Consider the following 22,551-nt stretch of genomic DNA (forward strand, 5'->3'; position numbering starts at 1 on the left):
CAAATACAGTCTCTTGTGGCGCCAAATCTATCCAGTCATTCGACCAAAGACCAATAAGACTTTCCTGAGAAGCCCGATAGCCTCAATTCCCAAGGGGGCGCCCCGCGACTTGTGCGGTCCGCGCCGAAACCCCGATGCCCCGGCCAGACGGACCGGGGCCGCAGACGGAGGACACGTCATGAGAATGCGGACCCAGTTCCTCGCCGCGGTGGGCGTCGCCGCCCTCGTGGCGGGCGGAGCCCTGCCGGCCCTCGCCGAGGGCGTGAGCGAGCAGGATATCCTGAACGACGCCAAGACACCGGGCGACGTGGTCACCTACGGCCTCGGCCCGCAGGCTCAGCGCTTCAGTCCGTTGAAGACCCTCAACCGCGACAACATCAAGAGCCTCGTGCCAGCGTGGTCGTTCTCCTTCGGCGGCGAGAAGCAGCGCGGACAGGAGAGCCAGGCGCTGGTCAAGGACGGCATCATCTACGTCACGGGCTCGTATTCGCGCATGTACGCGATCGATTCCCACACCGGCGAGAAGAAGTGGGAATACGATGCCCGCTTGCCGGAGGGCATCCTGCCCTGCTGCGACGTGGTGAACCGCGGTGCCGCCCTCTACAAAGACAACGTCTATTTCGGCACCCTCGACGCCAAGCTCGTCGCGTTGAACGTCAAGACCGGAAAGGTGGTCTGGCGCAAGGACATCGACGACTTCAAGGCCGGCTACAGCTACACGGCCGCTCCGATCATCGTGAAGGGCAAGATCATCACCGGCGTCTCGGGCGGCGAATTCGGCGTGGTCGGCCGCATCGAGGCCCGCGACGCCGAGACCGGCGAGATCGTGTGGAAGCGCCCCGTGATCGAGGGCCATATGGGCGAGCTCAACGGCAAGCCCTCGTCCATGACCGGCAAGGTCAACGAGTCCTGGCCCGGCGACATGTGGAAGTTCGGCGGCGGCGCTACGTGGCTCGGCGGCACCTACGATCCGGAGACCAACCTCGTCTATTTCGGCACCGGCAACCCGGGCCCGTGGAACTCCTGGCTGCGGCCGGGCGACAACAAGTGGACCGCCTCGCGTCTCGCCCTCAACCCCGACAATGGCGAGATCGTCTGGGGCTTCCAGACCACGCCACATGACGGCTGGGACTTCGACGGGGTCAACGAGTTCGTGCCGTTCGACCTGAGCAAGGGCGGCAAGACCATCAAGGCCGGCGCCACCGCCGACCGCAACGGCTTCTTCTACGTCCTCGACCGCACCAACGGGAAGTTCATCTCGGCGACGCCGTTCGTGAACAAGATCAACTGGGCCAAGGGCATCGATGAGAACGGCCGCCCGATCTACAATCCCGAAAACCGCCCCGGCGACCCGAGCCAGGCGCAGGGCGACGACAAGAAGGGCAAGTCGGTCTTCGCGGTGCCGAGCTTCCTCGGCGGCAAGAACTGGATGCCGATCGGCTACAGCCCCGACACCAAGCTGTTCTACGTGCCCTCCAACGAGTGGGGCATGGACATCTGGAACGAGCCGGTGAACTACAAGAAGGGCGCGGCCTATCTCGGCGCCGGCTTCACCATCAAGCCGGTCTTCGACGACCATATCGGCTCGCTCAAGGCGATCGACCCGGCCACGGGCAAGATCGTGTGGGAGTACAAGAACAAGGCTCCGCTCTGGGCCGGCGTGCTCACCACCGCGGGCAACCTCGTCTTCACCGGCACACCGGAGGGCTTCCTGAAGGCCTTCGACGCCAAGACCGGCGAGGAAGTCTGGAAGTTCCAGGTCGGCACCGGCGTGGTCTCCTCGCCGATCACCTGGGAACAGGACGGCGAGCAGTGGGTCGGCGTCGCGGCCGGCTGGGGCGGCGCCGTGCCGCTCTGGGGCGGCGAGGTCGCCAAGTCGACCGCCGGCATCAACCAGGGCGGCAGCTTCTGGGCGTTCAAGCTGCCGAAGACGGTGGCGTCGCGCTGAAGTCCCCAAGAAAGCATGTCGGCTCCGCGCGAGCCGGCATGCCCAGGCCTCGGAGCGCGGGCGGTTCTCTCAACACCCGCTTGCGCGCCGGGGCCGCTTCGATCAGTTTTCGAGGGATCCCGTGGGGATCTTGAGCGAAGGACCGCGCAGTCCGTGCATCTCCTGATCGTCGACGACCACCCGCTATTCCGGGACGCGCTCGCGGCCACGATCCGCCTCGCGCATCCGGACGCGGTGCTGCACGAGGCCGACGGCATCGCGGCGGCCTGCGCGGTGCTCGCCGCCAACCGGAGCATCGACCTGACGCTCCTCGACCTGTCGATGCGCGGCACCTCCGGCTTCGACGGGCTGATCACGATCCGGGCGAGCTTTCCGCGCATCCCGATCCTGGTCGTCTCCGGCCACGAGGATCCGCGCATCGTGCGCGAGGCGCTGCAGCACGGCGCTGCCGGCTTCGTCCCGAAGGCGATGGACAAGGCCACGCTGACCCGGGCGATCGACGCGGTGCTGAGCGGCGCGCTGTTCCTGCCGCCGGGCCTCGCCGAGGCGAATGCGTCCGCGCCGCGCTCCAAGAAGGCGCCGCTCCCCGAGCGCCTCGCCCGGCTGACCCCGCAGCAATTGCGGGTGCTGATGATGATCCGGCAGGGCAAACTCAACAAGCAGATCGCCCACGAGCTTCAGGTCGGCGACTCGACCGTGAAGGCGCATGTCTCCGAGATCCTGCGCAAGCTGGAAGTGATCAGCCGGACGCAGATCGTGATCGACACGGCGTCCCTGGATTTCGACCAGATCCACAACGCCCTTCCGGCCTGATGCGTCGCGCACGATCAGTATCGGCGCGGGTGAACTGAACGAAGTTCAGTCTGAAGGCGTTGGCCTCACGGGTGAACGAACCGTTTCGTCCGGAGGATAACGCGATGATGAAGAAGACTTTGGCCCTGGCGGCCGCCCTGTCGCTGATGGTTTCGAGCGCGGCGCTGGCGCAGAGCGCAGCCGGGAACGGCTCGTCCCAGGGCAACATGAACAACCCGGGCAGCGTGAAGAGCAATTCCGAGAAGTCCATGGAGCGGACCGGATCGACCGGAACCGGCATGGCGCCCGGGACGAGCGGCGGTCCGCGGGTGAGCACACCCGGCGCGCCCGCCGGCAGCAGCATGGGCAACGGCGCGACCGGCAGCGGCGCGGCTCCCAGCGGAAAGTAAGACGTGCCGGCGTTCCCTCCCCCTCGGCGGGGGGAGGGGACCTTTTTGTACCGAACAAGGGTCTACCGAAGCGGCGTCCTCACGCCCCGAGCCCGCCCACGCACAGGTACTTCGTGTTCAAGTAATCCTCGATACCCTGATACGAGCCCTCGCGGCCGAGACCCGATTCCTTCACGCCGCCGAAGGGGGCCACCTCGGTGGTGATGATCCCCTCGTTGATCCCGACCATGCCGTATTCCAGCGCCTCCGCCACCCGGAAGGTCCGGCCGAGGTCGCGCGTGTAGACGTAGCAGGCGAGCCCGTACTCCGTGTCGTTGGCCATCCCGATCGCCTCCGCCTCGTCGCGGAAGCGGAACAGCGGTGCGAGCGGCCCGAACGTCTCCTCGCGGGCCACATCCATGGCGGGCGTCACACCGGTGATCACGGTGGGCTCGAAGAACTGGCCGCCGAGCGCGTGGCGATGCCCGCCCGCGATCACCCGACCGCCTTTCTCGACGGCGTCGCGGATATGCGCCTCGGTCTTCTCCACGGCGGCCATGTCGATCAGCGGGCCTTGGGCGACGCCGTCCTCGATGCCGTTGCCGACTTTCAAGCGGTTGGCGGCCTCGGCCATCTTCTCCGCGAAGGCGTCGTAGATCCCGTCCTGCACCAGGAAGCGGTTGGTGCAGATGCAGGTCTGGCCGGAATTGCGGTACTTGGCGAGCATCGCGCCGGCCACCGCCCGATCGAGGTCGGCATCGTCGAACACGATGAACGGCGCGTTGCCGCCGAGTTCCATCGAGACCTTCTTCACCGTGTGGGAGGCCTGCTCCAGCAGTACCTTGCCGACCTCGGTGGAGCCGGTGAACGTGATCTTCTTGACCAGCGGATTGCCCGTCATCTCGGCGCCGATGGCGCGGGCCGAGCCGGTGAGGATGCTCACCACCCCGGCCGGGAAGCCGGCGCGCTCGCACAGCACGCCCCAGGCCAAGCCCGAGAGCGGGGTCTGCGAGGCGGGCTTGATCACGATCGGGCAGCCGGCGGCCAGAGCCGGGGCGATCTTGCGGGCGATCATCGAGGACGGAAAATTCCACGGTGTGATCGCCGCGACCACGCCCATCGGCTCCTTGGTGACGAGGATCTTGCGGTCGCCCCAGGGTGAGGGGATCACGTCGCCGTAGACGCGCCGCGCCTCCTCCGCGAACCACAGGACATAGGCCGCCGACATGGCGACCTCGCCGCGGGATTCCGTGAGCGACTTGCCCTGCTCGGCGGTGAGGATCTGCGCCAGGTCCTCCTGATGCTCGGTGACCAGCGCCGCGAGCTTGCGCAGCAGCACGGCGCGCTCGTTGGCGGTCCTGGCGCGCCACGCCGGATAGGCCGCGTGCGCCGCCTCGATCGCCTGCCGGGTCTCTTCGGCGCCGGCATTCGGCACGCGGGCGATGACGGCGCCGGTCGCCGGGTTGGTGACATCGATGCTGCCGGAGCCGGCCTTGGTCCATGCGCCGCCGACGAGGCAGGCTTCGACCAGCAGGGCGCGATCCTTCAGGGTGGGAATCTCGGTCTCAGGCATCCAACGGTTCCTTCGGCGGCTGCGGCAGGCCGGGGACCGATCTCTCGGAGTCCGACATCGCAGTCCGCGGCTTGAGGGTCACCCCTTGGGCCGTATTCCTCGCCTGTGCCTCGGCTCTTGTCTCGAATACGTGGGGAGCCAGATCGCGGCTCGCCAGCGAGGCGCCGAGTTTCAATCGCAGGAACGCGCTCGTGGTGTAGCGCGATGCCGTCTCATAATACCGCTTTTCCAGATAAGCGATCGCCGAGAAATAGGCATCGCTCACCGTCGGGTCGATCTCGAACCCGTCGTAATTGGCGATCAGGTGGACCTTGCGGCCGATCTCCTGGCAGGCGCGCTCGTATTCCCGGCGGACCAGCTCGACATCCTCGATGGTCCGGACCTGAAATCCCTCGAGGTTCGAGAACAGGATGTTGCGCTCCGGATCGTAGCTGATCCGCTCCGCCATGGAGAGGCCGAGCAGCCAGGGCTCCAGCCCCATCACGGTATCGCGGAACAGGCGCGGATCCATCGGCTTCGGGGCGCGCACGATCGGCGCGAACCCCATCTGGCCGAGGATGTCGCGGTCGATGTCGATCCCCGGCGCGACCTCCACGAGTTCCATGCCGGCCCGGGTCCGGCGGAAGACGCAACGCTCGGTCACGTAGAGCACCGGCTGGCCGCGCTCGGCCGCGTAGGCCCCCGAGAAGGTCACCTGCTCGACCGCCGCCATGAATTTCTGGGAGCGGCCCTCGCTGAGGATCCGGATGCCGTCGCCCTCGACTGCAACCGTCAGCCCGTCGGCCGTGAAGGTGCCGGCGAACACGAGGCTCTTCGCGTTCTGCGAAATGTTGATGAAGCCGCCCGCCCCCGCGAGCCGTTTACCGAACCGACTGACGTTGACGTTGCCCTCCGCGTCGCACTGGGCGAGGCCGAGGCAGGCGAGATCGAGGCCGCCGCCGTCGTAGAAGTCGAACTGCTGGTTCTGGTGCAGCACCGCGGCCGGGTTCAGTGCGGCGCCGAAATCGAGCCCGCCCTGCGGCAGGCCGCCGATCACCCCCGGCTCGGCGGTGAGCGTCAGGTATCTCAGCACCCGCTCCTCGGCGGCGACCGCCGCGACGCCCTCCGGCATGCCGATGCCGAGATTGACCACGCCGCCGGGCGGCAACTCGAAGGCGCAACGCCGGGCCACGATTTTTCGGGCGTCGAGCGCCATCGGCGGGATCCGGTCCAGCGGCACGCGCTGCCGGCCCGTGAAGGCGTGGTTGTAGGGCGTGCCGTAGGTCTGGCGGTGGTTCTCCGGCTGGCTGAGCACCACGCAGTCGACCAGGATGCCGGGTACCTGCACCTCGCGCGGGTTGAGCGAACCGGCCTCGGCCAAGCGCTCGACCTGCGCGATCACGAAGCCGCCCGAGTTCCGCGCCGCCATGGCGGCGGCGAGATTGTCCAGCGTCAGCGCCTCGCGCTCCATGGTGATGTTGCCGGCCGGGTCGGCCGTGGTGCCGCGGATCAGCGCGACGTTCACCGGGAAGGCCTTGTAGTGGAGCCAGGACTCGCCGCCGAGTTCGACGACGCTGACCAGATCCTCGCGGGTCACCCCGTTGAGCTTGCCGCCCTCCAGGCGCGGGTCGACGAAGGTGCGCAGGCCCACCTTGGTGATGTGGCCGGGCGTGTGAGCGGCGATCTCGCGGTAGAGGTGCGAGACCACGCCGAGCGGCAGGTTGTAGGCCTCGATTCGACCCTCGACCGCCATGGCGCCGAGCTTCGGCACTAGCGCCCAGTGGCCGCCGACGACGCGCTTCACGAGGCCGGGGATCGCCAGGCGATTGAGGCCGCGCTCCTTGCCGTCGCCGGGGGCGGCGGCGAACATCAGGCCGATCCCGTGTGGGCCGTTGCCGGCCTCGAAGCGTCGGGCCAGCGCCAGGATCAGCTCGTCCGGCGTGCCGATGCCGACGAACCCCGAGACCGCGACCATGTCGCCGTCCTGCAGGATGGCAGCGGCCTCGTCGGCGCTGACGATCTTGTTCTTCAGGTTAGCCATGGGACGGTCCTCGGCGGCCGGACCGCGCGCCTTTCCCTCCCCCCTCCGCGGGGGAGGGGAGGGGCGTTGCGCTATGTGAGAACCGATCAGCGACCATCCTACCCTCGCTGGCCGAGCCAATCGGCGATGCCCGAACCCAGCAGCTTCTGTGCCTTGCCGCCCACGAACACGCCGACATGCCCGCCGGGCAGCCCCATCTCGGTGTAATCGTCGGTGCCGATCTTGTCCTTCAACGCCTGAGAGGTGGCGGGCGGGATGATGTGATCGTCCTGGGCGAACACGTTCAGAACCGGGCAGGTGATCTGCTGCAGATCCACCCTCCGGCCGCCGAGTTCGAACGCACTCTGGACCAGCTTGTTGTCCTGATAGAGATCCTTCAACCACTGCTTGGCCGCCTCGCCGGGATGGTCCGGCCGGTCGGCGATCCACTTCTCCATCCGCAGGAAGTTCAAGAACTTCTTCTTGTCGTCGAGCGCGTCGAGCAGATCGAGGTTGTACTTCGTCATGGTGCGCATCGGCGTCATCATCGAGAACACCGAGCCCATGAAGGCGCCGGGCAGGGAGCCTTGCGCCTCGATCAGCCGGTCGACATCCTCGGGGGTGAGCGAGCGCGTCCAGACGTTGATGAAGCCGTGGCCGGCCCGGACGTTCTGGGTGTCGGCGTGGAAGTCGATCGGCGTGATGGTCAGCACCATCGCGTTGACGGTCTCGGGGTAGAGCGCCGCGTAGCAGGTGGTGAAGACGCCGCCCTCGCAGATGCCGAGCAAGCTCACCTTCTCGCGTCCGGCCGCCTCCTGGATGTAGGCGACGCACTCGGCGAGGTAGCCGTCCACGTAATCGTCGATGGTGACGTAGCGGTCGGCCCGGCCGGGATTGCCCCAGTCGACCACGTAGAGGTCGAGGCCGAGGTTGAGCAGGTTGCGGACGAGCGAGCGGTCTTCCTGCAGGTCGGCCATCGTGTAGCGGCCGATCAGACCATAGACGATCAGCACCGGCGGCAGGCATTTGCTCTCTGCGAGCGGCCGGTAGCGGTAGAGGCTGACCTTGTCCTGGCTCCAGACCAGATCCTTCGGCGTGGTGGCGATCTCGACATCGGCGTCGCTGACATCGGCGAACAGCTTGGTGCCCTCGCTGATGCGGCGGCCGAGGGTTCCGACTTCGGCCAGCAACTCAGCGGGGGTGAGGGACAGCGGTGCGGCCGTCTTTGGGCTCTCCTGATCAGCCATGGGCTTCCTCCCCAACCCGTGAAACGCCCGCCTTCGCGAGCTTGCCGGCCTGCCGGCGCTCCCGGCGCAGCGCCCGGACTTCCCGGCGCAGCTCGGTCAGGCTCTTGTGCACGTCGTCGAGCTCGGTCCGGGTCGGCTGGCCGTAGAATTCGGCGAGGAAGGCGGCGACGTCCTGCTGGGCGAGACGCAACTCGGTGGAGGCGCGGAGCACAGCCCGCTGCGAGGCCAGGAATGTGTCCTTGCGCTGGACCTCCAGCAGGATCCCGTTGGCGGTCTCGATCCACCGGCTCATCATCTCGCGGGCGGAGGCAAAGCTCTCGCCGCGCTCGGCCCGGGCGTTCGCCTCCTGGGCGAAGGTGCCGGCCGCCCGGGTCCAGGCGTCGAGCATCACGGCCTGGTGCTCGCTCTGCGCCCGCCGGAGCGCGATCCAGGCGGTGAACAGGGCCGCGTAGCGCCGCTCGGTCTGCCACAGGTCGGCGAGTTGCGGGCCCTCGGACATGCGGGTGAGCGCCGCGTCGAACTCGGCCGAGCCGCCGAGCCACGCTTGGGGATCGAAGATCCGGGCGAGCACCGCGCCAGCGGTCGGATCCGGCGCGTCGGGGCCGCCCTGGAGCGACTTGGTCAGGGCCTGCGAGAGGTTGGCGGCGGCGGTCCAGGCCTCGGTCAGCTTGGACTGCGCCGACGCGAGTCCGCCGAGGTCCGCGCTCGGGAAGTCCGACCAGCCGAAGGGCGGGGCGGTTTTCCCAAACCCGGGGGCGAGGAAGCCGGCAGCCGCCCGCGTCCAGAACTCGCCCATCGCCCGGAACGCGTCGAACTGGTCCATGCTTGGCGTTCCCTCCCGGTCCTATTGGGCTTCGCGCGATCGCGAAGCCTGTCGTCAGTTCACAGCCTCAATCGCTGGACCCGCTTCCTCCCACCCCCTCTGCGGAGGAGGGGATGCGCACGTAGGTTGGTCGTCGTTGCCCTCATTCGAGCGATTCGGGGCGGGTGGAACACCGCGAATCAATCGCTCACTCACGCCGCCGGCCGGGCCTCCCCGAGCGCCTCAGCGTAGATCTTGAAGGCGTCGCCGTAGGTGACCTCGCGCGGGTTGTTCACGAGGAGCCGCGTCTGCTTCATCGCGTCGGTGGCCATGCGCTCCAGATCCTGCCGGGCGACGCCGACCTCCGCTAGGGATGCCGGGACCTTGCAGTCGCGGCAGATCGCGTCGAGGCTGTCCACGAAGCGCTTGGCGGCCTCGGGCCGCGGCAGGTCCGCCGCCGCGGGATCGAGGATCGGCGCGAGTTCCGCGTAGAGCGCCTCCGCGTGGGAGAGGTTGAAGCGCATCACCCCCATCAGCACCAGGGCGTTCGAGAGCCCGTGCGGCACGTGGAAGATCGCGCCGACCGGATAGGCCAGGGCATGGACCGCCGCCACCGGCGCGTTGGCGAAGGCCATGCCGGCCAGCATCGAGCCGAGCAGCATGCCGGAGCGCGCCTCGAGGTTCTTGCCGTCGGTGCAGGCCGTGCGGATGTTGGCCGAGAGCAGCGCCAGCGCCTGCTTGGCGAGCTGGTCGGAGATCGGGTTCTTCTTGTTCTTGCTGGTGAAGGCCTCGATGGCGTGGACCATGGCGTCGATGCCGGTCGCCGCCGTGACGTGCGCGGGCAGGCCCAGTGTCAGCTCCGGATCGAGCACTGCCCAGTCGGGCAGAAGTTTCGGTGCCACGACACCCTTCTTCTCGGTGGTGGGCGTCGTGACGATCGAGATCGGCGTCACCTCCGAGCCGGTGCCCGCGGTGGTGGGCACGAGGATCAGCGGCAGCCGGTCGCCCTTGGCGAGGCCGACGCCGTAGATCGAATCGAGGGGCTCGTCGGACTTGGCGAGATAGGCCACGAGCTTGGCGGTATCGAGCGCCGAACCGCCGCCGATCGACAGGACGAGGTCGGTCCCGAGCTCGCGCGCGTGTTTGGCCGCCGCCTCGATCACCGTCGAGGGCGGATCGGCGACCACGTCCTCGTAGACGTCGAGGGTGACGCCCGCGGCGGCCAACGCCGCCTCGGCGGCCTGCGTCAGCCCGGCGCTGCGCACGCCCTTGTCGGTCACCAGCAGGACGCGCTTGGCCCCGAAGCTGCCGACGATCTCCGGCAGTTTTCTAGAGGCGCCGGCCTCGAACAGCACGTTCGGCGTGGTCTGGAAGGTGAACGGGTTCATCGCGCTGCCCTGTCTTGCTGGCCGACCGTCTGCGATGCCGAACTCACTCGGCGGGCTCGAAATCCTTCACCTTGGCGCGCAGCTCGTCGACCAGCACGCGGGTGTTCTCGGAATAGTCGATCGGCACCGCCACGAGGTGGACGCCCCCCGCCGCGAAGGCCCGGTCGAGCGTCGGCACGAGGTCGTTGACCGCCTCGACCCGGTGGCCGGTGGCGCCGTAGGCCTTCGCGTAGAGCACGAAGTCCGGGTTGTTGAAGGTCATGCCGTAATCGGCGAACTTGTCGACCGCCTGCTTCCAGCGGATCATCCCGTAGGCCGAGTCGTCGAGCACCAGCACGACGAGGTTGAGCTTGAGCCGCACGGCGGTCTCCAGCTCCTGGCTGTTCATCATGAAGCCGCCGTCGCCGCACACTGCCATCACGCGCCGGTTCGGGTAGAGCATCGCCGCCATCATGGCCGAGGGCAGGCCCGCGCCCATGGTGGCCAGCGCGTTGTCGAGCAGCAGCGTGTTGGCCACGTAGGTCCGGTAGTTTCGGGCGAACCAGATCTTGTACATCCCGTTGTCGAGACAGACGATGCCGTCCTCGGGGATGACCCGGCGCACGTCGCGCACGAGGCGCTGGGGCGTCACCGGGAACCGGTCCTCGCCCGCCCGGTCGGCGATGTGGTCGAGGATGTGCTCGCGCAGGGGCAGAAGCGCACCCGCGTTCGGCAGCTTGCCCTCCAGTTGGTCGGCGAGGATCTTGAGGGTCGGCCCCAGGTCGCCGACCACCTCGGCGTCGGGATAATAGACCTGCTCGACGTTGGCCGGCATGTAGCTGATGTGCAGCACCTTCTGGTCGGCTTGGCCCATGAAGAACGGCGGCTTCTCGATGGTGTCGTGGCCGATCGCGATGATCAGGTCGGCCTTGTCGATCGCCTCGTGGACGTAGTCGCGCTCGGAGAGCGCCGCGGTACCCATGTAGAGGTTGGTGCCGCTGGCCACCGTCCCCTTGCCCATCTGGGTGGTGAAGAACGGGATCTGGGTGCGCCGCACGAAGCCGCCGAGGTCGCCCGTGGCGCGGGGCCGGCTCGCGGCGGCGCCCAGCATCACCAGCGGGCGCTTGGCCCGCAGGATCATCGCGGCGGCGCGCTCGATCGCGGCCGGGTGGGCGACCGGGATGTCGATCGGATGCGAGGGCACCAGATCCGCCTCGGCCTGCTCGGAGGCGATGTCCTCCGGCAGCTCCAGCAGCACTGGGCCGGGCCGCTCCTCGGTGGCGACCCGGAAGGCGTCGCGCACGATGGTGGGGATCGAGGAGGCCGAGACGATCTGGCGGGCCATCTTGGTGATCGGCTTCATCGACGAGATCACGTCGACGATCTGGAACTTGGCTTGGCGCGAGGACAGGATACCCTTCTGGCCGGTCAGGATGATCATCGGCATCGCGCCGAGATGCGCGTAGGCCGCCCCCGTCGAGAAGTTCAGGGCGCCCGGGCCGAGCGTCGAGAGGCAGACGCCGGGCCGGCCCGTCAGCCGGCCGTAGGTGGCGGCCATGAAGCTCGCCGCCTGCTCGTGGCGGGTGAGCACCAGCTCGATCTTCGAGTTGCGCAGGGATTCGACCACGTCGAGGTTTTCCTCGCCAGGGATGCCGAAGATGCGGTCGACGCCCTCGTTCTCGAGAGCTGCGACGAGGAGATCTGAACCCTTGGGCATGCGTAGTCCCGCTGATGCGTCGGCGTACCTGCGTCGCTCGGCGAAGGACGTCCTGGCGGCGCGTCGGCTGGTTAGAGGGCCGCCACCGGAGGTGGTCAAGACCGGTCCGAGCCCGAACAGTCACAGAGGCAGCGCGATGCTATCCCCGCAAGACTTGTCGCACCGCGGAACGCTGCGGCACGGTCAAGGTTGTCGTGCGGTCGAGGAATTTTGAATTCATGGAACGCGCGGTCATCGAGCAGGATGCGGAGGCGGGCGAGCCGCCGCCATCGCCGGCGCCGGATCTGGTTCTGGCACCGATCGCGGATTTCCCGCGCATCGACCTGCGCGTCGGCGTCGAATCCTGGGACAAGCGGCGCCACGCCGGGAAGAAGCTCCGGGACGAGGTTCCCCACGCAGCGCAGGGGACCTTCGCGGCCGATCCGGACCGGCCCGATCCGGTCGCCCTGATCGAGGCGGCCCACGCGGGGCGCCAGCCCCACCTGATCCCGCTGCGGGTCGCCCGGATGGCGACCTCGCCCTTCGCGTTCCTGCGCGGGGCCGCGCATGTCATGGCCTGGGACCTGTCGCGCGGGCCGCGTAGCGGCATCGACGTGGTGATGAACGGCGACGCCCACACCGACAATTTCGGCCTGTTCGGCACGCCCCAGCAGGACATCGTCCTCGATCTCAACGATTTCGACGAGGTGACGATCGGCCCGTGGGAATGGGACCTGAAGCGCCTCGCCGCCGGCCTCGCCGTAGCGACCGCGGAGGCTGGGGCGCCCGCGCGCGAATCCCGCGGGGCCGTGATGGAGGCGGTCCTGGGCTACCAGCACACGATGCGGCGTCTGGCGCCCCAGGGCTCGCTCGACGTCTGGTATCAGACCACGCGGGTCGACGTACCCCGTCTCTCCGGCCTGCGGCTCGACGTCGAGGCCCGGGCCGTGATCCGCCGCGCGGTCGACAAGGCCCGTCGACGCAACAACCGAAGCCTGCTGTCCCAGGTGGCCGAGCGGCGCACCGACGGGAGCTGGCGCCTCAAGACGGACGCGCCGATCCTGACGCCGGTGGACGACGCCGTCCGAGAGGGCGTCGTCACCGGGCTGGAGCGCTACGCCGAGACTCTGCCGCGCGAGCGGCGCTTCATGCTCGATCGCTACCACGTGGTCGACGTGGCCCACCGGGTGGTCGGCGTGGGCAGCGTCGGGACCCGGGCCTATCTCGCGTTGCTGTTCGGCAATTCCGACGCCGACGCGCTGTTCCTCCAGGTCAAGGAAGCGGTCCGCCCGGCCCACGCGCCGTATCTGCCGGGAATGCCCGATCCTTACGCCGGCCACGAGGGCGAACGGGTGATCTACGGCCAGCGCCTGCTTCAGGCGGTGGGCGATCCACTGCTCGGCTGGACCAGCATCGCCGACCGCCCGTTCTACGTGCGCCAGATGAAGAATCTGAAGGGCACGATCCCGCTGGCCCGGATGACGGGCGCTTCGCTCCTGACCTTCTCGTATGCCTACGGGACGCTGCTCGCCCGGGCGCATGCCCGCACCGGGGACGCGGCGGCGATCACCGGCTATTGCGGCAGCGGCAAGAACGACCATCTCGCCGCCGCGATCGCCGACTGGGCCGCGGCCTATGCCGCGCGCAACGCCGCCGATTTCGACCTGTTCCGCGCGGCGATCGCGGGCGGCCGGCTGGAGGCCGCGGAGGATCCGTGCTTGTGACGCGTGGCAAGATCGCGTTTCCGTTCGACGAGCAGGGCACGTCCGTCCCTGGCAGCGGAGCGAAGCGATCCAGACACCCCGACCAGCCTCGCGCCGCCCCGGGTCACGGCGCTCCGCTCGTGATGTCGGTGAGGGAAGCGTCGGTCGTGGCGTGAACCGGAAACCGGATCAGATGATGCCCGGCGCCGGCGGCTCGTGGGCGAGCCGGACCAGCAGATCGCGCAGCCAGCGATGGGCGGGGTCGCGGTCGTAGGAGGCGTGCCAGAGCATCGACACAGCGACATCCTCCAAGTCGACCGGCACCGGGCTGACGCTGAGTGCCAGCGCGCTGGCGAAGGAGGTTGCGAGCCGGGCATGCATCGTGGCGATCACCGGAGCGGCCCGCACCAGGAAGGGGACGACGAGGAATCGGGGCGTCGTCACGGCGAGCAGCCGCGACCGGCCGATTAGGGCGAGCGCGTCGTCCACCACCCCGTGGGCGGTCTCCCGCAGGGAGGTCAGCACGTGGGGGAAGCGCAGGTAGTCGTCGAGCCCGATCGGCGGCTCGAGGCCGATCAGCGCAGCGTTGAACAGCACGACGTAGCTGTCCCGGTAGAGCAGCCGCTGCTTGTGGTGGATCTGCCCCTCCGAGAACAGCCCGATGGCGATATCGACTTGATCGGCATCGAGCTCGTCGAGGATCCGGGAGCGCTCGACGGAACGCAGCAGCAGCCGGATCCCGGGCGCCTCCTTCCGCAGTTGCGCGATGAGCCGGGGGCCGAGCAGCACCTCGACGCTGTCGGGCAGGCTGAGCGTGAAGCTGCGCTCCACGGTCGCCGGATCGAATGTCTCTTCGCGGTGGACCAGCGCCTGGACCTGCCGGAGCGTGGCACGCAGGGGCTCGGCGATCTTGAGCGCCCGAGGCGTCGGGCGCATGCCGTCCGGGGCGCGGGTCAGGAGTTCGTCGTCGAACAGGCGGCGCAGCCGGGCGAGGCTCGAACTCATCGCCGACTGGCCGACGCCGACCCGGGCGGCCGCCCGGGTGACGCTGCGCTCATCCAGCAGCGCGTCGAGGGCAACCAGCAGGTTCAGGTCGATCCGGGTGAGGTCGATATGGTCGATGGCCACGGGCGAATCGGTTGGTTGGTCTCACGGCCGAGCTATAGCAACATCGGTGGGTCTTGGGGTTTTGGCGGCGTTCTGACGCTGCGGCCGCCTCGATGCATCTTCTTTGGAGGAGCACTGAACAGCTCCGCGCGTCTCCCTCCCCCCTGCGGGGGAGGGGGAGCCAGCCGCCGATCGCCCGCCCGCCCGCACTCGATAATGTTCCTATTTTGTGCTCATTAGCCATCACCGGTCCGCGGCGCTGCCGGGCTGACCCCTCTGGGTGATCCGGCAGCATCGTCGCGGAGCCCGCCCGGTGGCTGACTGGGCGGGTCTGCGGACGGGACGGTGTTGCGGGGATCGGATCCCGCGCGTCATCTGGCCGATACCTGGGTTCCCACGGCGTTCCACGTCCCTCGTGTTGTCATCCTTGGACCTTGCCCGCGGCTCCGAAAGGCGGGTGGGGAGGATGGCGCATGTCCACGTTGCCGGTCACGCAGGCATCGGCTCGCGCGGCTCAGTGTAGTCGAACAGGCGAGGCGCAGGGATCTCGTCCTTGGCGCCCATCCGCGCCACGAGATGATCGGCGATCCGCAGGGCGTTGGCGATGATCGTCAGCGTCGGATTCACGGCGCCGATCGACGGGAAGAAGCTCGCGTCCGTCACGTACAAGTTGTCGAGCTGATGGGCTTTGCAATTCCGGTCCAGGACCGAGGTCGCCGGATCGTCGCCGAACCGGAGCGTGCCGGCCTGATGGGCCGTCCCGCCGATCGGCACGTTCTTGCCGAGGTAGAGCGACCGGTCGAACAGGTGTGGGTGGATATCGGTGAAGCTGCAGATCACCTGCAGCTTCTGCCGCAGCCGCTTGTGCGCCTCCGCGTTCGTCTCGGTGAGATCGAGGTGGACCTTGCCGTCCTTGTAGAAGATCCGGTTCTGCGCCAGCGGAAGATCCTCCGAGGTCAGCCAGAAGTCGACGGAATGCTTGGCAAGCCAGTCGAACGGCTTGTTGGGGAACCATTGCAGGAAGCCGGGCAGGCCCTCGCCGTGGATCTGGGCGCCATCGGATTTGCCGACCATCTGGATGTGACCGAGTGGAAAGTCCCAGCCGTCCTTCGGGTCCGGATCGCCGAAGTAAAAGTCGTTGATCCCGAGCGTCTTCTGGAAGCGCGTCGGGTTCGGCGTCTTGGAGATCGCCAGCACGGTCGAGTTGTTGTGGCGCATGTAATTGCGCCCGACCTGATCGGAGCCGTTGGCGAGGCCGTTCGGATGCTGGTCGCTGGCCGAGCGCAGCAGTAGCAGCGCGGACGACAGGGCGCCGCAGGCCACCACCACGAGGTCGGCCGAGGCCTGGAACGGTGCGCCGTCGCGGTTGCCGACCACCCCGGTGACGGTGCGCCCAGCCGGATCGGTGACGAGGCGCTCGATATAGGTCCGCGTGAGCAGCGTCAGGTTCGGGCAGTCCCGCAGGGCCGGGTCGACCACCATGGTCTGCGCGTCGGACTTCCCGTTGGTAGGGCAGGGGAAGCCATCGAAGGATTCGCACTTGATGCAGGGTGAGGTCGGCACCGCCCGTCCGTCCTTCTCGACGAGGCGCACGCCCACGGGGAGGTGGAACGGGCGGTGGCCGGCCTGTTTCAGATTGTCGAACAGCTCCTGGATCCGCGGCTCGTTCGCCACCGGCGGATGGGCGTAGGGTTTTTTCGACCACGGCTCGGTCGGATCCTCGCCGCGCAGACCGTGGACGTGAAACAGCTCCTCGGCGGCTTGGTAGTAGGGCTCGAATTCGTCGTAGCCGACCGGCCAGGCGGGGGCGATCCCGTCCTCGTGGCGAACCTCGGAAAAGTCCTTCTCGCGGAGTCGGAACAGAATCGAGCCGTAGAACTTCGAGTTCCCGCCGACGTAGTAGTGCAGTCCGGGATGGAAGCTCTTGCCATCCGAGGAGTACCACGTCTCCTTGGCTTGGTAGTATCCATCGACGATCACCGCCTGGCTGTCCCAGTTGCGCGGCTCGCGCAGGAGGTAGTCGCCGCGCTCGATCAGCAGGATGCGCTTGCCGGTCTGGGCCAGGCGCCACGCCATCGTCCCGCCCCCGGGGCCGGATCCGACGATGATGACGTCGTAGTGCTCTCCGGGCATGTGGTTTCTCCGTCCGGGCCGCTGTCGAGGCCTTTATCCTGGCAGGCAACTCGCGACGCGCCATTCGGATCGCGCCGCGGCGACGTTTCCGTCACCGCGTGTTGCAACTGCCGGTTAAGGGCATTTCCCAACACGGCCTTCAGCTTCGCCTGCGATCCTGCGCTGAACCGGCCTCCTGCCGGGGAGGCATCGATGGTCTTCGAGGACATCGCGCTGGTTCTGGCGCTGCTGGTCGCCGCGGCCCTCGCGGTCGATCGCTGGCGCGCGCGGCAGGCCCGACCGGACGAGGGCGAGTCAGAGCGGCTGCACGACCGCCTGTGGCGGATCAGCGAGAGCGAGGACCGCTACCGGGCCCTCGTGGCCGCCACCACCGAGGTGATCGTCCAGCGCGACGCCCGGGGCCGCATAACCTACGCCAACGACGATTACGCGCACCTGCTCGGGCGCGAGCCGATCGAATTGCTGGGCGCGCAGATCGACCTGGAGATTCTGGACCGCGGCGGCGTCGAGATCGGCGCAGACGGGGTGCGCCGCATGGAGGCGCAGATCCGCTCGGCCGACGGCCGCCTGCGCTGGTTCGCCTTCGTGGAGATGCCGGTGGCGCACGGCGACGCGATGCACTGGCTGCGCGCGGGCCGGGACGTGACCGCCCGGGTGGAGGCGGTCCGCAGCCGCGACGCCGCCCTGGAGCGGGCCGAATCCGCGAGCGTCGCGAAATCGCGGTTCCTGGCGACCGTGAGCCACGAGATGCGTACGCCGCTCAACGGAATCCTGGGGATGGCCGAGCTCGTGCTCGGCACGCCGCTCGATCCGGAGCAGCGCACCTATGTGGAGGCGGTGCGCACCAGCGGGCAGGCGCTGCTCGGGCTGATCGACGGCGTCCTCGACTTCTCTCGGATCGAGGCGGGGCGCCTCGATCTCGCCGACGAACCGTTCAGCCTTCCGTCGGTGGCCGAAGGCGTGGTCGAGCTCCTGGCGCCCCGGGCGCAGGACAAGGGGATCGAGATCGCCCTGGATGTCGCCGACGGCTTCCCCAAGGGTCTCGTGGGCGATGCCGACCGGGTGCGGCAGATCCTGATCAACCTGGCGGGCAACGCCATCAAATTCACCGCGCGCGGCGGCGTCGGGGTCAGCCTCGCCTTCACCCGCGCCGAGATGGGGCCGGGCGAGGTGGTGCTCGCCGTCGCCGATACCGGCCCGGGGATTCCGGAGGACCGTCTGCCGATCCTGTTCGAGGAGTTCGAGCAGGGCGACGGCAGCGCCAGCCGCAGCCACGAGGGCACCGGGCTCGGCCTCGCCATCACGCGGCGCCTCGTGACCCGGATGGGCGGGCGGATCGAGGCGGCCTCCCGGGTCGGGCGCGGCACGACCTTTCGGGTCCTGCTGCCCCTGCCGGAGGTCGTGGCGATCGCACCGCCCGAGCCGCTGCCGCGCCTCGACGGGCAGCGCTGCCTGATCGTGGCCGATTCACCGTTCCAGGCCCCGTACCTCGCCCGCTGCCTGTCCCGGGCCGGCGCGGCGACCGTGATCGTGGACACGCTGGAATCGGGCCTCGACGCCCTCTCGGGGGCGGCGTTCGACGCCATGCTGGCCGATCGGGCTCTGGGGGATGCCGCCGTGCGGCAGCTCGCGGACGCGGCCCGCGCCTGCGGCGTCGGCTGCAGCCTCGTGCTGCTCTCGCCCTTCGACCGGCGGGGCTTCGGCGCGCCGGGCGCGGCGGGCTTCGACGGCTACCTGATCAAGCCCGTCCGGGAGCGGTCCCTGATCGAGCGCCTGAAGGCGCCGCCTGCAACGGCCGAGATCCAGGCAATCCCGCCCGCCGCCCTGCCGCGGGCCGGCGCCGGGATGCGCGTCCTGCTGGCCGAGGACAACCCGATCAACGCCCTGCTGGCGACCCGCGCCCTGGAACGTCTCGGCGCCGAGGTGGTCCATGCCGTCGATGGCCTCGCGGCGCTGGAACAGCTTGACGCGAACGGTCCGTTCGACCTCGCGCTGATCGACGTGCGCATGCCACGCCTCGACGGTCACGAGACCGCCCGCCGGATCCGCGCCACCGAATCGGCCGGCACCGGCCGGCTTCATCTCGTGGCGCTCACCGCCAATGTCGGAAGCGAGGACGAGGCCGCCGCCCGGGCCGCCGGGTTCGACGGGTTCCTAGCCAAGCCCCTCAACCTGAAACTTCTGCCGGCCCTGCTGGAACGCGGCGCTGCGCGGGCGGCGTGAGCGCGTTGACAGGCCGGCCCCTCCCACGCCAACAGGTTCTTATGTCGTCTGCCGCCTCGTCATCGCCAGAACCGCGCGCGTCGAGCGGCGCGCTCGCCGCCTGGGGCATCGCGGCAATCGTCGTCGCGACGGTCCTGCTCGGCGCGCTTCTCCCGGCCCATCACCCGGCGCCGGCGCGCTCGGTCGCCGAGGATCCGGCTTGCCTCGAATGGACCGATGGCTGCCAGGTCTGCCGGCGTCTCGCCGAGGGACCGGCCTGCTCGCTCCCGGGAATCGCCTGCCAGCCCGCCGCCCCGCACTGCCTGCGCCGCGCCGACGGGTGAGCCCCAGCGCGCCCGTCCTGCGCTTCGCGCCCAGCCCGAACGGTCGCCTCCATCTCGGCCACGCCTACTCGGCCCTTCTGAACGCCGACCTCGCCCGCCGGATGGGCGGGACCTGCCGCCTGCGGGTCGAGGACATCGACCCGCAGCGCTCGAAGCCCGCACTGATCGACGCCATCGTCGCGGATCTCGCTTGGCTCGGCCTGCGCTATCCCGAACCGGTCCGGCGGCAATCCGACCACATGGCGGCGTACCGGGCCGTCCGCGACGGCCTGATCGACCGGGGGCTCACCTATCCGTGCTTCTGCTCCCGCGGGCAGATCCGGCTTCGCATAGCATCGGACGGCGAAACCGCCTGCGACCCGGACGGCGTGCCGCTCTATCCCGGCACCTGCCGGCCCCTCCACCCCGCCCGCGTCGCCGAGAACCTCGCCCGGGGCGCGCCGCATACATGGCGCCTCGACATGACGGCCGCGCTCCGCTGCGCGGGCTCCGAACACGGCTACATCGCCTTCGATGGAGCCGGCGAGCGATGGGTCAGCGCCGATCCCGCCCGCTGGGGCGATGCGGTGATCGCCCGACGCGACGTCCCGACGAGCTACCATCTCGCTGTCGTGCACGATGACGCGGGAGAGGGGATCACCCACGTGGTCCGCGGCCGGGACCTGGAAGCTGCCACCGACCTTCACGTGCTCCTGCAGACGCTCCTGGGCCTCCCGACGCCGCGATATCGCCACCATCCGCTGCTCGTCGACGCCACGGGCGTAAAACTCGCCAAGTCGCGGGGGTCGCGGTCACTCGCGGACCTGCGGGATGCCGGCGTCCAGCCGGCGCAGATTCGCGCGCGGCTCGGCTTCGCCTGATCGGGCGAAGTCAGCGCACGATCGCGTCGCGCTGGGCGAGCGCAGTTGCGCTCTTCGACTTCTGCATGGTCGCGTCGATCTGCTCGCGCTGCCGCTTGAACTCGGCCAGCAGTCGGCCATCGAGCTCGCGACCGCGGGGGACGCGGATTTTCATCGGATCCACGAAGTGACCGTTGATGATGACCTCGTAGTGGAGGTGGGCGCCGGTCGACAGGCCCGTCGAGCCGACATAGCCGATCACTTGCCCCTGACGGACCTTCACGCCTTCCCGGATGCCGCGGCCGAACCGCGACATATGGTTGTAGGTCGTCACGTAGCCGTTGACGTGCTGGATCTCGACCCGGTTGCCGTAGCCCGAGGTCATCTCGGACCGGATCACCACGCCGTTGCCCGCCGCCATGATCGGCGTACCGATCGGGTTCGCCCAGTCGACGCCCGTGTGCAGCTTGGCGTAGCCCAGCACGGGATGCCGCCGGTAGCCGAAGCCGGAGCGCATGATCCCATCCGCGATCGGCTTGCGCAGCAGGAACTTCTTGAGCGAGCGCCCCTGTTCGTCGAGATAGTCGATGGTGCCGTCGTCGGGGGACTGGAAACGATAGACTTTCCGGGTCTCGCCGCCGAGCGTCAGGGCTGCGTAGAGGAGGTCCGGCCGGTCCGCACCGGCGTCATCGTCGTAGGTGTAGAAGACGTCGAGTCCGTCTCCGTTGGCGATCCGCCGCTGGAAGTCGAGGTCGTAGCTGAACACCCGGACGATGTCCTCCACGGTGGCGCGCGGCAGATCGTGCCGGGCGGCCGTCTCATAGAGGCTCTGATACAGGCGGGGCCCCGAGCCGGAATCGGCATCGTCGTCGTCGTTGGCCTCGGCCTGGGCCTGTGGCTTGGGGGAGGGAGCCTCCTCGGCGGGGGGCGCTACCGAGACGAAGGCGCCCCGGTCGTTCAGGGCGGCGATGCCCTCGATGCCGCCCTCGCCGTACAGCACCACGCGGGTGACCTGACGCGGATCGCCGGGCCGGGGCCCGGGCGCGATCTGCACGCGCATCGGCTGACCCTCGTTGAGCGCGGCGGTGCGGGCCTTGCCGCCGAGCGCCGCAACGATACCGCGGATTGCCTCGTCGCCCGCAAACCCGGTCGCCTTGAGCGTACTCTCGACGGTCTCGCCGCGCTTGAGCGCAAGGTCGCGCTCATCCACGAGCGGCGTCTCATTGGGCTTCAGCTCGGTCTTGGCGACCTTCGTGACGTTCTCTGGGACAACCAGCACCTCGATGGTCTTGAACGGATTGGCGTCCTTCGGCGCAGTCCCCTCGGCGTCGGCGGAGGCCCCCTGCTGAAGCGTCCGCGACAGCATGATCTGTGGCGCGATCGGGATGGCGGCCCGGCGCCCCGCCTCGGCGGCGATGCGGCGCTCCTCCTCGACCTGTGCGGTGACATCGTCATCGGTCAGCCCAGGCGCGTTGGCGCTGTCGGCGGAATCCGAGAGGTCACGCTTGACGACGGAGACCTCGGCGCCCGGGGCGTCGGCGGCTGCGTCCGGCGCACGCTCGAGCGGTTCGTCGGACACGAACTTCATGGGGTCGAAGCGCGGCGGCTCGCCCGCATAGACGCCGGTCGTCATCGACAACGGCGCGCTGAGCCGCACGAACGCCTTGGCCTTGATGATCTCGCGATCCCCGATCCGGACCGTCACCGGGGCTCGAAAACTCTGCTTGGCCGAGGCGATCATCAGGTTGCGGACCAGCCGGTCGCCCTTGCGGGCGAGATTGGCCCCACTCTCGCTCGGCTGCGGCCGGGCGACGACGGTGGCGCGCTCAGGGATGGCCGCGAAGGACGCATCACCCTGAAGAGAGACATGAAGCGCGGCCGCGATCAGGCCGGCGCCGGTCAGACCGGTGAGGGTACTGGCGCAGAGCCAGCGGAGATTGACGGCCCGCCGGTCGATCTGGTTCGTGGTCGCGCCAAGCTCGTCGAGCGGCGCCTGGAGCCCACGCCCGAAGCTGGAGGCGGCCACATCGCCGATCTTGAGTCGCTCGCGCTTCACTCGCAGGCCCTGAGAAGACGATGGCGAACGCGACACCGCGAAGTCCATGATGACCCGCAGCTTGGTTCTGCCGCGCCGGAGCCGGTGAGCGCCACCGGCCCGACCATCTGACGGCGCAGCGTGTCGACATTGAGGCGCATCGCGCCCACCCGCAAGCGCCTTCGGATCCCGCGCCTCCAACCCGTGAGCACCGGCTGCGACCGGTCATTCACGAGAAGGCTGTTGACGGGCCCGGATTGCGGATCTATACCCCGGTTCATCGGCGCCGGCCGCGAGAGTGGACCGGGCGCTGAGTTATCTTCTGACAAGCGGGTTGACTGGCTGGCGAAGTCGCCGGGCGGTCTTCTGTTTGCC

Annotated in this window: 16 protein-coding genes; 7 read left to right on the forward strand and 9 right to left on the reverse strand. The window is 68.9% G+C overall.

From position 1 onward, the window contains the following. Positions 1 to 178 precede the first annotated feature (178 nt). From MKK75_RS26970 to MKK75_RS26980, 3 genes are all read left to right on the forward strand, one after another. On the forward strand, positions 179 to 1,948 hold the full coding sequence (locus MKK75_RS26970) for a PQQ-dependent methanol/ethanol family dehydrogenase (RefSeq protein WP_244045556.1): 1,770 nt from the start codon (positions 179 to 181) through the stop codon (positions 1,946 to 1,948). Between the two features lie 153 nt (positions 1,949 to 2,101). Beyond that, positions 2,102 to 2,761: a response regulator gene (locus MKK75_RS26975; protein WP_244045557.1), complete on the forward strand. Its 660-nt coding sequence runs from the start codon at positions 2,102 to 2,104 to the stop codon at positions 2,759 to 2,761. 104 nt (positions 2,762 to 2,865) lie between these two features. Continuing rightward, positions 2,866 to 3,150: a hypothetical protein gene (locus MKK75_RS26980; RefSeq protein ID WP_244045558.1), complete on the forward strand. Its 285-nt coding sequence runs from the start codon at positions 2,866 to 2,868 to the stop codon at positions 3,148 to 3,150. A gap of 79 nt (positions 3,151 to 3,229) precedes the next feature. Here MKK75_RS26980 and MKK75_RS26985 read toward each other — a convergent pair whose 3' ends face one another. From MKK75_RS26985 to MKK75_RS27010, 6 genes are all read right to left on the reverse strand, one after another. Beyond that, entirely contained in the window at positions 3,230 to 4,702 is a 1,473-nt protein-coding gene (locus tag MKK75_RS26985; RefSeq protein WP_244045559.1) for an NAD-dependent succinate-semialdehyde dehydrogenase, read from the reverse strand. Next, positions 4,695 to 6,722 carry an acyl CoA:acetate/3-ketoacid CoA transferase gene (locus tag MKK75_RS26990; RefSeq protein ID WP_244045560.1) on the reverse strand — a complete coding sequence of 676 codons (2,028 nt, stop codon included), beginning with the start codon at positions 6,720 to 6,722 and terminating at the stop codon, positions 4,695 to 4,697. Before MKK75_RS26990 ends, MKK75_RS26985 begins: the two co-directional genes overlap by 8 nt. Before the next feature lie 98 nt (positions 6,723 to 6,820). Next, positions 6,821 to 7,948, reverse strand: coding sequence for a class III poly(R)-hydroxyalkanoic acid synthase subunit PhaC (gene phaC / locus MKK75_RS26995; protein WP_244045561.1), 1,128 nt, complete (start codon positions 7,946 to 7,948; stop codon positions 6,821 to 6,823). Then, positions 7,941 to 8,771 (reverse strand): poly(R)-hydroxyalkanoic acid synthase subunit PhaE, encoded by an 831-nt coding sequence (locus tag MKK75_RS27000; RefSeq protein WP_244045562.1) that lies wholly within the window; start codon positions 8,769 to 8,771, stop codon positions 7,941 to 7,943. The genes phaC and MKK75_RS27000 overlap by 8 nt, the downstream gene beginning before the upstream one ends. A gap of 191 nt (positions 8,772 to 8,962) precedes the next feature. Further along, positions 8,963 to 10,138 carry an iron-containing alcohol dehydrogenase gene (locus MKK75_RS27005; RefSeq protein ID WP_244045563.1) on the reverse strand — a complete coding sequence of 392 codons (1,176 nt, stop codon included), beginning with the start codon at positions 10,136 to 10,138 and terminating at the stop codon, positions 8,963 to 8,965. A gap of 43 nt (positions 10,139 to 10,181) precedes the next feature. Then, entirely contained in the window at positions 10,182 to 11,834 is a 1,653-nt protein-coding gene (locus tag MKK75_RS27010) for an acetolactate synthase large subunit (protein WP_244045564.1), read from the reverse strand. Positions 11,835 to 12,052: 218 nt separating this feature from the next. On the opposite strand from MKK75_RS27010, the gene MKK75_RS27015 reads away from it, so the two are divergent. Continuing rightward, positions 12,053 to 13,537, forward strand: a complete 1,485-nt coding sequence (locus MKK75_RS27015; protein ID WP_244045565.1) for a DUF2252 domain-containing protein — start codon at positions 12,053 to 12,055, stop codon at positions 13,535 to 13,537. A gap of 168 nt (positions 13,538 to 13,705) precedes the next feature. Here MKK75_RS27015 and MKK75_RS27020 read toward each other — a convergent pair whose 3' ends face one another. Both MKK75_RS27020 and MKK75_RS27025 read right to left on the reverse strand, forming a co-directional pair. Beyond that, positions 13,706 to 14,644 carry a LysR family transcriptional regulator gene (locus tag MKK75_RS27020; protein ID WP_244045566.1) on the reverse strand — a complete coding sequence of 313 codons (939 nt, stop codon included), beginning with the start codon at positions 14,642 to 14,644 and terminating at the stop codon, positions 13,706 to 13,708. 468 nt (positions 14,645 to 15,112) lie between these two features. Continuing rightward, on the reverse strand, positions 15,113 to 16,756 hold the full coding sequence (locus MKK75_RS27025) for a GMC oxidoreductase (RefSeq protein WP_244045567.1): 1,644 nt from the start codon (positions 16,754 to 16,756) through the stop codon (positions 15,113 to 15,115). 192 nt (positions 16,757 to 16,948) lie between these two features. Here MKK75_RS27025 and MKK75_RS27030 point away from each other — a divergent pair, with 192 nt between their 5' ends. The 3 genes from MKK75_RS27030 to gluQRS are packed head-to-tail and all read left to right on the forward strand — an operon-like array spanning position 16,949 to position 20,162. Continuing rightward, positions 16,949 to 18,979, forward strand: coding sequence for an ATP-binding protein (locus MKK75_RS27030; RefSeq protein ID WP_244045568.1), 2,031 nt, complete (start codon positions 16,949 to 16,951; stop codon positions 18,977 to 18,979). A gap of 41 nt (positions 18,980 to 19,020) precedes the next feature. Next, positions 19,021 to 19,302, forward strand: coding sequence for a hypothetical protein (locus tag MKK75_RS27035; protein ID WP_244045569.1), 282 nt, complete (start codon positions 19,021 to 19,023; stop codon positions 19,300 to 19,302). Next, positions 19,299 to 20,162, forward strand: coding sequence for a tRNA glutamyl-Q(34) synthetase GluQRS (gene gluQRS / locus MKK75_RS27040; RefSeq protein WP_244045570.1), 864 nt, complete (start codon positions 19,299 to 19,301; stop codon positions 20,160 to 20,162). Before MKK75_RS27035 ends, gluQRS begins: the two co-directional genes overlap by 4 nt. A 10-nt stretch (positions 20,163 to 20,172) precedes the next feature. On the opposite strand, the gene MKK75_RS27045 is transcribed toward gluQRS, so the two are convergent. Further along, entirely contained in the window at positions 20,173 to 22,197 is a 2,025-nt protein-coding gene (locus MKK75_RS27045; protein WP_244045571.1) for a M23 family metallopeptidase, read from the reverse strand. Between the last annotated feature and the right edge of the window lie 354 nt (positions 22,198 to 22,551).

Origin of the sequence: Methylobacterium sp. J-030 (genome assembly GCF_022829545.1) — a bacterium.
Classification (GTDB): Bacteria; Pseudomonadota; Alphaproteobacteria; order Rhizobiales; family Beijerinckiaceae; genus Methylobacterium.